Consider the following 13,139-nt stretch of genomic DNA (forward strand, 5'->3'; position numbering starts at 1 on the left):
GCGTGCAAGGGCAGGTGCCGTTGCGGCGCCACGGGACGGGGGCTAGCGTGGCGCGGCTGCTGGGGGGATCGTCATGCTGGAGGGGCTTCGTCCGGTCACCTGTCGCCTCACGCCGGATGCGCGCCGGCAGATGGCGGCGCTGGTCGCGACGTGTTCGCAGGCCGAGGACGGCGGTCCTGCTTTGCTGATCGTCTCCCTCGGTCTCGTTCCGCTCGACAGCGGCTCGGCGGTCGAGACCGTCCAAATCGTCGTTGAGCCGGCCTCGCGGTCCGCGGAATTGCGCGCCCTCGCCGGGATGCTGGATGGCCTCCTCATCCTCTTCATCACCGACGACGGGGACCACGCGGCGCTCGATGGCCGCATCATCGACCATGCCGAGGGCGACGGCTTCTTCCTGCGCGATCCCGTGAGCGGCGCGGACAACCGCTTCCGCGCCCTCGGCGGCTCGGATTGGCCGCGCTGGGTAGCACGCGGGGCGCGGCTGGGGGCGCTCGGCCCCGAGATCCGCTGGCCCGGCATGGTGCCGCTTCAGGCGATGTGGGACGAGGGATACGACGCGCTGCTGATCGGCGACCGGGCAACGGGCGCGCCTGCAGTGACGCTCTCGGACGCGGCGGTGGCCGCTCTCTCCGCCTGCCGCGATGTGGTCGCTGATACCCCGCTCTCCGGGCATGTGCGGCTTGATCCCGGCGCCACCTTCTGGCTGGACGGCAGCCCGTGTCGCGAGGTGGCGGCGGTGTTCCTGCGGCCGGGCGATCCCACGCCCGCCGGGCCGTCTCTGAAGGCGGGCGGTCTGTCGCTGGTGCTGTCGGACGTGCCGCCGGGGCGCTGGGCCGATGGCGTGATCGATTATGCGGCCGGCCTCGGCTTCTGCCTCAGGATCACAGCAGGGCCGTTCGGGCAGGCGGCGGGGAATGACAACGGGTGATGTCCCTTCGCTGCCGTCATGGCCGGGCTTGTCCCGGCCATCCACGTGGTTGGGCCGGGAACAGCTTTCAACGGTTGCGCCGTCGGCCCGATGTGGATGCCCGGAACCCGCGTGTTCGCGGGTTCCGTTCTCGGGAGCGGAAGTCGGCAACAGCCGACTTCCGGGACAAGCCCGGGCATGACGAGAGCGGGAGCCCTCACATCACCGCCGCGAGCCGCGGCGTCTCGTTGGAGTTCGCCGCCCGTCCGTCCACCGGCAGGCGGACGAAGACGGTGGTGCCGGAGCCTTCGATGGAGCGGATGCGCATGGCGCCGCCGTGCAGTTCCACCAGCGACTTGGCGATGGCGAGCCCCAGCCCGGACCCCTTGTGGGTCTTGGTGAACTGGCTCTCCACCTGCTCGAACGGCCGGCCGATGCGGGCGAGCGCGCCCTTGGCGATGCCGATGCCGGTGTCCTCGATGGCGATCACCGCCGCCGCCCCGTTCACCCGCGCCTTCACCGCGATGCGGCCGCCCTCGGGGGTGAACTTCACGGCGTTGGAGAGGAGGTTGAGCAAAATCTGCTTCAGCGCGCGGCGGTCGCCCTTGATGACGAGGTTGTCGGCGGCCTCCATGGTCATGGCCACGCCCTTCTCGTCGCCGTTCACCGCCGTGACGCGCATGGCGTCCGCGATGATCTCGCCGAGGGCCACGTTCTCCACCTCAAGCTGCATGCGGCCCGCCTCGATCTTCGACATGTCGAGGATGTCGTTGATGACGTCGAGGAGGTAGGTGCCAGAGCCCTTGATGTCGGAGCAGTATTCCGCGTACTTCGCCGAGCCGAGCGGGCCGAACATGCCGCTCTCCATGATCTCCGAGAAGCCGATGATGGCGTTGAGCGGCGTGCGCAGCTCGTGGGACATGTTGGCGAGGAATTCGCTCTTGGCGCGGTTGGCGTCCTCGGCCTTGTTGCGCTCTTCCGAATATTTCTCGGCAAGTTCCGCGAGCTGCTGGGCCTGATGCTCCAGCGTCTGCTGGGATTTGCGCAGGTCGGCGACCAGCGCCATCAGGCGCTTCTCATTGTCCATGAGGCGCTCTTCGTGGCGCTTCATGGTGGTGATGTCGGTCCCCACCGAGACGTAGCCGCCATCCTTGGTGCGGCGCTCGGCGATCTTGAGCCAGCGGCCGTTGGAGAGCTGCGCCTCGAACGCGCGGGAGCCTTCCTCCGGCTTGTCTTCCGGCTTCAGCGGCGTGCGCGTCACCGGGTGGCGGCCGACCGAGGCGATGGTGTCGAAGGAGGTGCCGGCGACGATGGTCTCGTCCGGCAGCTCGTGCAGCGACTGGAACTTGGAATTGCACAGCACGAGGCGGTTCTGGCTGTCCCACAGCACGAACGCCTCGGAAATGCTCTCGATGGCGTCTCTGAGGCGCATGTCGGCGGTGACGGTGCGTTCCGCCATGCGCTGCGCCTCGGTGACATCCATGGCGATGCCGATGAGGTGGGGGCCGTCCTCGCCCGCCTGCTGCACCACTTCGGCGCGCATGCGCAGCCACACGAAGTCGCCCTTGGCGGTGCGCATGCGGAACACCCGGTCCACCGGCGTGCCGGGCCGCTCGGCGAGTTCCTGCGCCAGCTCGTAGAGGTCGCCGTCGTCGGGATGCACGAGGCGGGAGATCTCACCGAAGGAGACCAGTTCGTCCCGGTGCTCCAGCCCGAGGATCTCGAACATGGTGTCGGACCAGTACATGCGCCCGCGGGCCATGTCCCAGTCCCACATGCCGCAGCGGCCGCGGTTCAGCGCCGTGTCGATGCGGCGGCGCACCGTCTCGTAGATCACGTCCGCCTCACGGGCCCGGCTCGCCTGCCAGTGGAAGGAGAAGCCGAGGATGAGCAGCACCGCGCCGGTGGTGGTGAACAGCGTCACCGTGAGCGTGGTGGTGTCCGACCACGCGGCGAGCGCCTTCTCGGTGGGCTGGAGATAGACGATCTGGCCCAGCGGCGCCTGGAGATTGCGCACGGTGGCGAGCGCGGTCCCGGTGCCGTAGGGCACTTCGAGCACGCCCGCCCGCTCGGCGAAGATCACGAGGGGCTGGGAGGGATCGAGAATGTCGGAGAGATTGGCCGGAGCCTCGCCAGTCGGGGCGGCGGCGATGATGTGGCCTTGCCCGTCGGTGACGAACACCCGCCGTCCGGCCTCGGTGGCGCGGGGGGGCAGGCTCTCGGCGAGGGCGCCGGGCACCTTGGCGAGCGCATTGCCCGCGCGCAGCGTCAGCGCATCGGCGGTGGCGAGGGCGAGGAGGGCGATGTCGTCCTTGGCGTTGTTCAGCTCGGCGACGCGATGGGCGTGCACCTGCACGACCGCGCCGACGCCGATGACGCCGAGGAAGGTGACAATGAGGGCCGGGACGATCCGGCGCAGGACCGGCTCCGCATCCAGCAGGCGCTGGTAGGCAGGGCGCGCGATCGACCTTGCCAGGCCTCGCATGGCTTGGTCGCGCGCGCCTACGCTCGCAGCGTTGGCGCGTGCCATCGCCGGTCTCCTCCGGGTCTCCGGGGGCACCGGACGGCCTAAGTCCCACGCCCCCACGTCCTCGATCTGGAGGGACGTGCCGCATCTCTCCGAATCAAGGCCATTGGAATCGAATCGGGGGGCTGTTGTCTAGAGTCCGCGTGAGTCAAGAGGCACAAAACTACGGCCACGCCTCGGTTTGTGAAGGGGCAAAGCCTTGCGGCGGTAGGCCGGGAGGGCGATTGGGGCGTTGCCCCTGGCAGGGCTGTCGGCTGGGGAGGAATGGGGCCTGCGGACGCCGGGGCTGGGGACAGCCCTGATTGCCCGCTCGCGCGGCGGATGCTAGAGCCGCAGGCTCGGCAAGGGTGGAAATCCTTGAGGCCCGATCCCCCATCCGTCCTGAGCGCGCTGAACGAGGCCCACCGGTGCAGACGCAGAAGTTCCCCGAGCCCCGCACCGGCGAGACCGAGACGACGGGGCCGATCTCCTCCCCCGAGATGCTGAAGCGGCTGGGGCGACGCTCCATCGTGCTTGTGGGGATGCCGGGCGCCGGCAAGTCCTCCGTGGGGCGGCGCCTTGCGAAAAGGCTGGGGCTCACCTTCGTCGATGCCGACGAGGAGATCGAGCGCGCCGCCTGCATGAGCATTCCGGAAATCTTCGCCCGCCACGGCGAGGCCGAGTTCCGCGAGGGCGAAAAGCGCGTGGTCGCGCGCCTGCTGCAATCCGGCCCCTGCGTGCTCGCCACCGGCGGCGGCGCCTTCATGAATGCGGATACCCGCGCGGCGGTGGGACGTCACGGCGTCTCGGTCTGGCTGCGGGCCGATCTCAACACTCTCTTGCGGCGCGTGAAGAAGCGCACCGACCGCCCCCTCCTCGCCCAGGGCGACCCGGCGCAGAAGCTCGCCGCGCTCGACGCCCAGCGGGCCGACACCTACGCCCTCGCCGACGTGACCGTGGACAGCCGCGACGTGGTCCACGAGCTGGTGGTGGAAGAGGTGATCGGCGCCGTCCACGCCCATCTCGTCGCGCATCCCGAAAGCATTGCCATGGCGCCCCTCTCCTCCGCCACCGCCATCTCCGCCGAGGCGGAAGGCCTCCCCATGGGTGAGATCACCCGCAGCACCGTGCGCGTGGACGTGGCCGGCAAGCCCTATGACATCTATATCGGCCCTGGCCTCCTGGCCGAGGCCGGCACCCATGTGACGGCCCTGCGCAAGGGCGCGCGCGTGGCCATCGTCACCGACGAGAACGTGGTGGCCGCCGGCCATCTCGCCACCGTTGCCGCCTCGCTGGACGCGGCGGGTATCCCCCACACCGCCATCATCGTGCCGCCCGGCGAGAAGACCAAGGGCTGGCCGGGGCTGGAGCAGGTGGTGGAAGGGATGATCGCAGCCCGCATCGAGCGCCGCGACCTCGTGCTGGCGCTGGGCGGCGGCGTGGTGGGCGACCTCGCGGGCTTCGCCGCTTCGGTGCTGCGCCGGGGCGTGGACGTGGTGCAGGCGCCGACGACGCTGCTCTCCCAGGTGGATTCCTCCGTGGGCGGCAAGACCGGCATCAACTCGCCCCAGGGCAAGAACCTCATCGGTGCCTTCCACCAGCCTGTGCTGGTGCTTGCCGACACCGCCGCGCTGAACACCTTGCCCGTGCGCGAGGTGAAGGCCGGCTATGCCGAGGTGGTGAAATACGGCCTGCTCGGCGACTACGCGCTGTTCGAGACCCTCGAGCGGGACTGGCCGGGCGTGATCGGCGGCGGGCAGGAGCGGATCACCGCCGTGGCCGCGAGCTGCATGGCCAAGGCCGCCATCGTCGCCCGCGACGAGAAGGAGACCGGCGACCGGGCGCTGCTGAACCTCGGCCACACCTTCGGCCACGCTTTGGAGGCCGGCGCCGGCTATTCCCAGCGCCTGCTCCACGGCGAGGGCGTCGCCATCGGCATGGCGCTGGCCTTTGCCTTCTCGGCGAAGCTCGGCCTGTGCTCCGGGCAGGACGTGACGCGGGTGGTACGGCATCTGGAGGCCGTGGGCCTGCCGACGAAGATCTCCGACGTGCCCGGCGAACTGCCCGACACGGACGGGCTGATGACCCTCATCGCCCAGGACAAGAAGGTGAGCCGCGGCGCGCTGACCTTCATCCTCGTGCGCGGCATCGGCGAAGCCTTCATCGCCAAGGACGTGAACCCGGACGAGGTCCGCGCCTTCCTCGCGGAGATGCGGTGAGGGGCGTCTTTCCTGTGAACTGCGGCTCTTACAGCATGGGTGTCATGCCCGGGCTTGTCCCGGGCATCCACGTCGGGCCGCAGGCACGATGCCCGAAGAGATGTCCCCGGCCAGCCCACGTGGATGGCCGGGACAAGCCCGGCCATGACGGCGCTACGGGCACGAATACCGGCCCATCGCTCCCTCACTTCGTCGCCGGTGGCGCCTGCAAGACCGGTGCGGCGGCGGCGAACATGGCCTCCTTCGTCGCGGGCAGCGGCGGGTAGATGCGGCTGCAATTGATGGTCTGCTTCACCGTCTTGGCGGCGGCACCCGACGCGACCAGCGTGCCGCGATCCCAGCCGGAGGTGTAGACCGCGCCCTCGGGGCCGAGGTCCATCACCGTCACATAGTCCGGTGCGGAGAAGGCGACGCGGTCCTGCGGCCGACCGGCGAGGTCGCACACCGCGTTGTGGCCGGCGAGGCGGCCCATGGGGCGGGCGTGCTGGCAGGACATGACGGTGACGTGGCCGAGACCGTCCGCCGCCGCCACCGCGCAATCCCCCGCCGCATAAATATCTGTGACGCCTTCCACCTTGAGAAAGGCATTCACCGCCACCCGCCCCAGCCGGTCGAGTGGCACGCCGAGCTGTCCGGCAAGCGGGCTCGCATGGGCACCGGTGGTGAAGACGACCGTGCGGGCGGGGATGGAAGTGCCGTCCGCGAGCCGCACGCCGTCCGCCTCCACGGCCGCGATGCCGGAATGGTCGCGCGCCTCCACGCCGGACGCCGCGAGGGCGGTGCGGACCGTGGCCGCGCCCGCACCCATGGCTGCGCCGATTTCGTGGCGATCCACGAGAACGACGCGCACCGGCGCGTCATCCCCCAATACGCTGCGCAGCCGGCCCGGCAGCTCGCAGGCGATCTCCACCCCAGCCAGCCCGCCGCCGATGACCACGGCGGTTCCTGCCGCCGCATCGCGCGGGCCGGCGGCGAGGCTGGCAAGGTGCGCCGCGAGCCGCTCGGCGCCCGCATAGCTGTCCACATCGAAGGTGGGCTGCGCGCGGGGAATGTCCGGCATCCTCAGCGCGCTGCCGGCGGCGAGGATCAGCCGGTCATAGGCGAGCGGCCCGGCCCCGGTGGCGAGGCGCCGCGCGGCGGGATCGATGGCCGTCACGGCGGCCTCGATGCGCCTCACGCCCATGGGCGCGAGCAGATCGTCCAGCGGCAGGCGGATGGCGGCGAGGTCGTTCTCGTAGCAGCGCACGCGGATGGTGTGGAACGCCTCCGGCGCCACGAGGGCGATCTCCAGCGCGCCGGGATCGATGCCGAACAGCTCCCGCGCCCGCGCTGCCGCAGCGGCGGCCCACAGGCCGGCGAAGCCGCCTCCGATCACGACGATGCGCTGTGTTCCCGCGTTCTGTGTCATTGCCGGAGCCTCCCGGCCCCAGCATAGGACAGGCGCGAAGAGCCGGCGACCGGCGATCAGGCCGGCGTCCGGGCGGGCTTCACCGGGCCGACATCCACCTGGATCTCGTCGCCCTCGATCTTGATCTCATAGGGGTGCAGCGCATTGCGCACGAGGTGGGTGGAGCATTTGCCGGTGGCGCAGTCGAAGCCCCACATGTGATGCGTGCACATGAGGGTCTTGCCGTCGAAGGTGGCTTCCGTCAGCGGCATGTCGGCATGCGGGCAGCGGCCGCGATAGGCCTTGATCTCCCCGCCCGCCGGCCACACCAGCAGCACGCTCTTCTTGCCGACCTGGAAAAGGCCCATCGCGCCCTCGGCGAGGGCATCCTTGTTGCAGATGACAGTGAAGGCCATGGCGCGTGCATCCTGTCCGGTGAAGCTTCGGCAGGCCGCAACGCAAGATCAGGGCCAGCCCGGACCCCTTCCAATTGTCGGAAATCCGACGCGTCTATTTCGCCTCCCCGGCGCGGGAAAGCGCGTCATAGAGCCAGCGCCTGAGGTCGCCCGCGAACATGGCGCCGGCCGCCCGCGCCACCTCATGGCGGTTGGCGATGAAGCTCAGGGTCGGGATGGAGCTGATGCGGAAATAATCGGCCAGCTCCCGCTCCTTGTCCGTATCCACCTTGGCGAAGCGCACATGGGGCTCGAACTCGGCGGCCAGCGCCTCGAACACCGGCGCCATGGTCTTGCAGGGGCCGCACCAGTCCGCCCAGAAGTCGATGACGAGGGGCAGATCGCTTTCGGATGTGTGGGCGGTGAAGCTTTCGGCAGTGAGCGTCATGGGCTTGCCGGTGAAGAGCGGCCCGCCACAGGCCGGGCAGGAAAGCGCGCGGGCGTCCGTACCGGCCGGCACGGGCGTCACCGTGTGGCAGGCGGGGCAGGCGATGGTCCGCAGGCGGGTGGCGGTGTCGGCTTCGGTCATCACGGCTCCTCGGGGCGCGGGCGTGGGGAATGGCCGAGCAAGAACGGGGCCGGGGGAGGGGTGCGTCCCGCCGCCCATGCGCTATGGTGGCGCCGGCCGCGCCGGGCGGCCGAGATCGAGACCGCGTTTCCTGTCCGCGAACCGGTACCCACTTCGCGGGGAAACGCTTTAGGGAACTGAGACATGAGCGCAGCACCCCTCACCGTCATCGCCATCATCACCGCGAAGGAGGGGCAGGAGAGCGCCCTGCGCGCGCTTCAGGAAAAGCTGGTGGTGGAGACGCACAAGGAAGATGGCTGTCTGCGCTACGAGCTGAACCAGTCGCTGGACGACGGGCACATCCTCATCTTCGTCGAGACCTGGGAGACGGAGGCCAAGTGGCGCGCCCATATCGACGGCGCGGCGCTGGCCAATTTCGCTGCGGCCGGCGGAGGGGAGCTGATCGCCGACAAGGTGATCCACCGAATGGCGAAGGTTGCCTGAGAAGGTGGCCTGACGAAAACGCGCCCGCCGGCTGAAACGCTGGACTGCCAAGGCTTCGCAGTCGGTGCCCCGCCGCTCATGGGTGGATGACGAGGCCCCACCACATCCACGCCGTGAGCATGGAGAGCGGCACGCCGATGCCGATGACCAGCGCCACGAGGTCCGGCTCCAGATCGTGATCCAGCGCGATGATGCTGGCGCCCAGCATGGGCGGCATGGCCATTTCCAGCATCGCCACCTGCGCGATCGGATCGCCGGTCCGTCCAAGCGCCGCATACATCAGGAAGATGGCCAGCGGCGCCAGCAGCAGCCGATAGCCGAGCCCCACCGCCAGCGCCCCGACCCGGCCGGAAAAGCGATCCAGCCGAAGGGCAAAGCCCACGGCCGCGAGGGCGATGGGGGTGAGCGTCTGGGCCAGCGCCTCGACCAGATGGTCGAGCCACTCCGGGCGCGGCAGATCGTTGGTGGCGAAGGCGATGAGGATGGCCCAGAAGGGCGGGAAGGTGGCGATCCGCTTCGCCACCGCCCGCCAGTCGAAATGCCCCGCGCTCGCCACGGCGGCGATGGCGAGGCCCAGCGTGGACAACGCGAGGTAGGAGCCGAACAGGTCGATGACGATGCCGAGCCCCAGCCACTGGCTGCCGGCGAAGGCCGCGATCATGGGCAGTCCGACGAAGGAGGTGTTGCCCCAGCCGCCCACCAGCAGCAGTGCGCCGGCCCGCCGGTGCGACCAGCCGAAGGCGCGGCACAGGGGCACGATGACGAGGATGGCGAGGAGGGCGCCCATCCACGGCGTGGCCGCGGCCAGCCACCAGCTGTCATCCATCTTCAGGTGATGGACGCTCCGCAGGGCGGTGGCCGGCAGCGCGACATTGATCACCCAGCCGCCGAAGGCCTTCGTGGCGGTGTCGGGCAGCCGGCCGGACCAGCGCAGCAGGACGCCGATCAGGAGGCAGGTGACGATCAAGGAAATCTCGTGCATCCCGATGCCCCTCCCCCCGGGGCGGCGCCGCCAATCCCCGGGACAATGGCTTGGGCTTCACCGCAAGGGAATAGGCGGGGCAGTGCTATCCGCAGACGGACGCTCTGCCCGAGCCCATCATCGAGCGCGAGCGACGGCGACGGCCAAGGCGAGCAGCATCTCGTCCTTCCCGCGCGGCGCCATGGCGGAGAGCCCGAGCGGGCAGCCCTCCAGCGTCGCGAGCGGCAGCGAGATCTGCGGCGTCCCGGCATGGCCGGAGAGGCACAGAAGCTCGATGGCGCGGGCGCGGAACGCCTCCAGATCGGCCAAGGGCGTGCCGCGCAGGGGCGCGATGCCGGGCGCCGTGGGCAGAAGGAGGATGCCGTCCTCTCCCAGCAGCGCATCGATCCGGGCGCGCACCTGCGCCCGCAAGGCGCGCGCCTCGGCCACTTCTGCGGGATCGAGGGTGGCGGCGGCGGCGAAGCGCTCCTTGACGCCCGGGCCGAAGTCCGGCTGCGCCGCGCGCACCCAGTCGGCATGCGCCGCCCAGGCATCGGCCGATTGCAGGATGCGGAAGACGTTGCGCCAGTGGGGCAGGGCGCCATGGGCCACGTCCACGGCCTCCGCCGGGCCATAAAGCGCCGTCATGCGTGCGAGGGCCGGCGCCAGCGCGGCCGTCACCTTCGGCCCGGCGGCCTCGAACAGGTCGCGGGCCAGCAGCAGACGCGGCGCGGGGGGCACCACGGGGTCGCCCAGCAGCACGGCGCCGATCTTCTCGAAGGTCTGCGCATCGCGCGCGAACCAGCCCACCGTGTCGTAGGAGGGCGCCAGCGGCACGGCGCCGGCGATGGGAATGCGCCCGTGGGTCGGCCGCAGGCCGAACAGGCCGCAATAGCTCGCGGGCAGCCGCACCGAGCCGCCGGTGTCGGAGCCGATGGCGAAATCCACCAGCCCGCCGGCCGTCGCCGCCGCGGAGCCGGAGGAGGAGCCGCCGGGAATGCGCTCCGGCGCAGCGGGGTTGATGGGCGTGCCGTAATGGTGGTTCTCGCCGTTGAGGCTCCAGGCCATCTCGTCCGTATGGGTCTTGCCCACGAGGCGCGCGCCGGCACCGAGCAGCATGTCCACGACAGGCGCATTCTCGGCCGGCACCCCATGGCTCGCCAGCCAGGCCGGGCTCCCGGCCGCGGTGGGCACGCCGGCCACATGGAACAGGTCCTTCAGCGCGAAGGTGAGGCCTTCGAGCGGCCCCGTGCTTGTGGGGGCAAGCTCGAAATGGCCATGGGAGACGAAGGCGTCGAGCGTGTCATTCACCGGCATGAGCGATCCGTGGGGCGGCGGGTGGCGAGAGGGCAGGGTGAGGCGACAAGGCTTATCCGATCCGCGCGCCCGTGTCTCCGCGTGCTCCAGTGTCTTCGCGTGCCGACACCTGCAACCGGGGCGGGGTTGGGCGGGGCGCCTGCTGCTGCTATCACCGGGCGGGCGCCCGAGGATCTTCAGCCATGTTCAACTGGAACGACCTGATCTTCTTCCTCGAACTGGCGCGGCAGGGCCGGCTGATGCCGGCGGCGCGGCGGCTGAAGGTGGACCACACGACGGTTTCCCGCCGCATCAGCGAGCTGGAAAAGGATCTCTCCCTCAAGCTGTTCGACCGCAAGCCCGACGGCTTCGTGCTGACCGAGCCGGGCCATCGCCTGTTCGCGGTAGCCGAGCGCATCGAGCAGGAGGCGGTGGGGGTAGAGGAAACGCTGCAGGCGGCCCCCAGCGCGCCGCGCGGGCATGTGCGCGTCGCCTCCATGGAGGGCATCGGCGCTTTCTACCTCGCGGAGCGCTTCGCCGAGCTGGCGGAGAAGGAGCCGGGGCTGGTGGTGGAACTCGTCACCGAGCGCCACCTCATCAATCTCACCAAGCGCGAGGCGGATATCTCCATCTCCTTCGTGCCGCCGCAGGGCCAGCGCCTCGCCGTGCGCCGCCTCGGCGCCTTCCGCCTCGCGCTCTATGCGGCGCCGGACTATGTGCGGCGCTTCGGCATGCCGAGGACGCGGGCGGAGCTGCCGGCCCACACCTTCGTGGACTATGTGGAGGATCTCGTCGCCATCCAGCCGGTGCATTGGCTGCTGGACGTGCTGGAGCCGCTGAAGGTGTCGTTCCGCTCCACCTCCATGCACGCCCAGCAGAATGCGGTGGCGCGCGGCGCCGGAATCGGCCTCCTGCCGCTGTTCTCCGCCAAGAGCAATCCGCGCCTCATTCCCATCCTCACCGACGAGGTGGTGGTGATGCGCGACATCTATGTGAGCGTCCACGAGGATCTGGAATTCATGGGCCGCTTCCGCGCCGTGCTCCAGCACCTCGCCGAGGTGGTGCAGCGGGACGCGGCCTATCTGACGGAGTTCTGAGCCGATCGGCGGCCGCCGGGCGCCCGAACAGCCGTCATCCCCCGGCTTGTCCGGGGGATCCACGGAACGGCCGGGCCGGCGCTTCGCAGTTTGCGGTGGACATGCGGCCCGGTGGATGCCCCGGACAAGCCGGGGCATGACGGCTTCAGGCAGGGCGCGTCGGCTATGACGGCGCCCGCGCAAGCGCCTCTACACCCGCTCCCCCGGCAAAAATCCCAGCAGCCCCGTGCCCGGCGCGCAGTTCACATACTCGAACTGGTGCGTGTCGTCCCCGGGCAGCACGAACACCTCGTGCCAGGTGCGCAGCTGGTTGGCCTTGCCGTATTTGCGATAGCGGGCCATGGCGGCGGAGAAGATGGCTTCGTGGGTGGGGTGGTGCTCCGCCCAGTTCTCGAGATGGCCGAGGGAGAGGAAATAGCCCAGCGCATGGGTCTCCAGCACCGGCACGCCGGCCGCGTCGCAGGTCTGCTGGAAGCGCAGGGAGGCGCAGCCGGAGGCTTCGCCATTCTCCTTCAGGAAGTCCATGCCCTTCATCAGCGGCTCGCGCAGCTCGCGCATGTAGTTCTCCGCCTGCTCGGGATCGCAGCGGCCCCAGAAGGCGGCCGAGCGGATGACCGCGAAATTGTGCGGAATGGCGAGCCGCCAGCGGGCGCCCTTCGTCTCACGCTCCACCGGAACGAGGGCGGCAACGGGGCTTTCCAGCGTGTCGGCGGCGGCGAGCGGAATGCGGTCGCGCATGGCGCCGTAATAGCCGCACCACGGCGTGGGATAGAGCGCCACATCCGGCGCGGCGGAGAGGCCGCCGGCATAGTCCTGCCAGTAGATGCTCTCCTGCCGCTCCACCGGCACGGTCATGCTCTCGCGGAAATAGCCCGTGGCCTCGGTGAGGCGGGCGGCGTCCTCCCACCAGCCGGCGACGACCGGGTCGGCGAGGAAGCGGTCGCGCTTCGCCTCGTCCAACCAGTAGGCGGCAACAATGTGGGTGTAGAGCCCGTTCTGGTCCACGAAGGCAGCATGGTCGCTGACGGTCGGGCCGTCCGGCAGGGCCAGCACCTTTTCGATCCAGCCGAAGAAGGGCGAGGCCTGGACCTCCTCCGCGCTCTTGCCCTGCACGCCGTGGAAGGCGACGCAGAGCGCGCGGCAATTGTTGGCAAAGGCGGTGGACCAGCGCTGCACCACCGGCTCGAAGCCCTTGGGCTTGCGCAGGGGATGGACGCGGTCATAGACGGGCATGGCCATGGGTCGTTTTCCTCTTTTGCCATCGGCCTCGGTCTTCGACCGATGCCAAGTGGACCCGCT

Annotated in this window: 11 protein-coding genes; 4 read left to right on the forward strand and 7 right to left on the reverse strand. The window is 70.1% G+C overall.

Translation table 11 applies throughout. The annotated features are described in order from the left end of the window. Positions 1-73 precede the first annotated feature (73 nt). Positions 74-928 (forward strand): hypothetical protein, encoded by an 855-nt coding sequence (locus V5F74_RS11260; RefSeq protein WP_394008079.1) that lies wholly within the window; start codon positions 74-76, stop codon positions 926-928. Between the two features lie 196 nt (positions 929-1,124). Here V5F74_RS11260 and V5F74_RS11265 read toward each other — a convergent pair whose 3' ends face one another. Next, positions 1,125-3,437 (reverse strand): sensor histidine kinase, encoded by a 2,313-nt coding sequence (locus tag V5F74_RS11265; protein ID WP_250166322.1) that lies wholly within the window; start codon positions 3,435-3,437, stop codon positions 1,125-1,127. 404 nt (positions 3,438-3,841) lie between these two features. On the opposite strand from V5F74_RS11265, the gene aroB reads away from it, so the two are divergent. Continuing rightward, positions 3,842-5,632, forward strand: a complete 1,791-nt coding sequence (gene aroB / locus V5F74_RS11270) for a 3-dehydroquinate synthase (RefSeq protein ID WP_394008082.1) — start codon at positions 3,842-3,844, stop codon at positions 5,630-5,632. Between the two features lie 184 nt (positions 5,633-5,816). Here the strand turns inward: aroB and V5F74_RS11275 are convergent, their stop codons facing one another. The 3 genes from V5F74_RS11275 to trxA all read right to left on the reverse strand — a co-directional run bounded on the left by V5F74_RS11275 (position 5,817) and on the right by trxA (position 8,003). Next, the gene (locus V5F74_RS11275; protein ID WP_394008083.1) at positions 5,817-7,040 is read right to left on the reverse strand and encodes an NAD(P)/FAD-dependent oxidoreductase; all 1,224 of its coding nucleotides are present in this window, start codon (positions 7,038-7,040) and stop codon (positions 5,817-5,819) included. 56 nt (positions 7,041-7,096) lie between these two features. After that, the gene (locus tag V5F74_RS11280; RefSeq protein WP_374249940.1) at positions 7,097-7,435 is read right to left on the reverse strand and encodes a Rieske 2Fe-2S domain-containing protein; all 339 of its coding nucleotides are present in this window, start codon (positions 7,433-7,435) and stop codon (positions 7,097-7,099) included. Between the two features lie 94 nt (positions 7,436-7,529). Further along, positions 7,530-8,003 carry a thioredoxin gene (gene trxA / locus V5F74_RS11285; RefSeq protein ID WP_394008086.1) on the reverse strand — a complete coding sequence of 158 codons (474 nt, stop codon included), beginning with the start codon at positions 8,001-8,003 and terminating at the stop codon, positions 7,530-7,532. A gap of 183 nt (positions 8,004-8,186) precedes the next feature. Here trxA and V5F74_RS11290 point away from each other — a divergent pair, with 183 nt between their 5' ends. Then, positions 8,187-8,486, forward strand: a complete 300-nt coding sequence (locus V5F74_RS11290) for a putative quinol monooxygenase (RefSeq protein WP_394008088.1) — start codon at positions 8,187-8,189, stop codon at positions 8,484-8,486. Between the two features lie 76 nt (positions 8,487-8,562). Here the strand turns inward: V5F74_RS11290 and V5F74_RS11295 are convergent, their stop codons facing one another. Continuing rightward, complete coding sequence (locus V5F74_RS11295; RefSeq protein ID WP_394008090.1) at positions 8,563-9,468, reverse strand: AEC family transporter; 906 nt, start codon at positions 9,466-9,468, stop codon at positions 8,563-8,565. A 117-nt stretch (positions 9,469-9,585) separates the two neighbouring features. Then, complete coding sequence (locus tag V5F74_RS11300; protein ID WP_394008091.1) at positions 9,586-10,764, reverse strand: amidase; 1,179 nt, start codon at positions 10,762-10,764, stop codon at positions 9,586-9,588. Positions 10,765-10,946: 182 nt separating this feature from the next. On the opposite strand from V5F74_RS11300, the gene V5F74_RS11305 reads away from it, so the two are divergent. Then, positions 10,947-11,840 carry a LysR family transcriptional regulator gene (locus V5F74_RS11305; RefSeq protein WP_024278203.1) on the forward strand — a complete coding sequence of 298 codons (894 nt, stop codon included), beginning with the start codon at positions 10,947-10,949 and terminating at the stop codon, positions 11,838-11,840. 189 nt (positions 11,841-12,029) lie between these two features. Here the strand turns inward: V5F74_RS11305 and V5F74_RS11310 are convergent, their stop codons facing one another. Continuing rightward, complete coding sequence (locus V5F74_RS11310; RefSeq protein WP_394008093.1) at positions 12,030-13,079, reverse strand: phenylacetaldoxime dehydratase family protein; 1,050 nt, start codon at positions 13,077-13,079, stop codon at positions 12,030-12,032. Positions 13,080-13,139 lie beyond the last annotated feature (60 nt).

The sequence above is a fragment of the Xanthobacter aminoxidans genome (assembly GCF_043193615.1).
Lineage (GTDB): Bacteria > Pseudomonadota > Alphaproteobacteria > Rhizobiales > Xanthobacteraceae > Xanthobacter > Xanthobacter aminoxidans.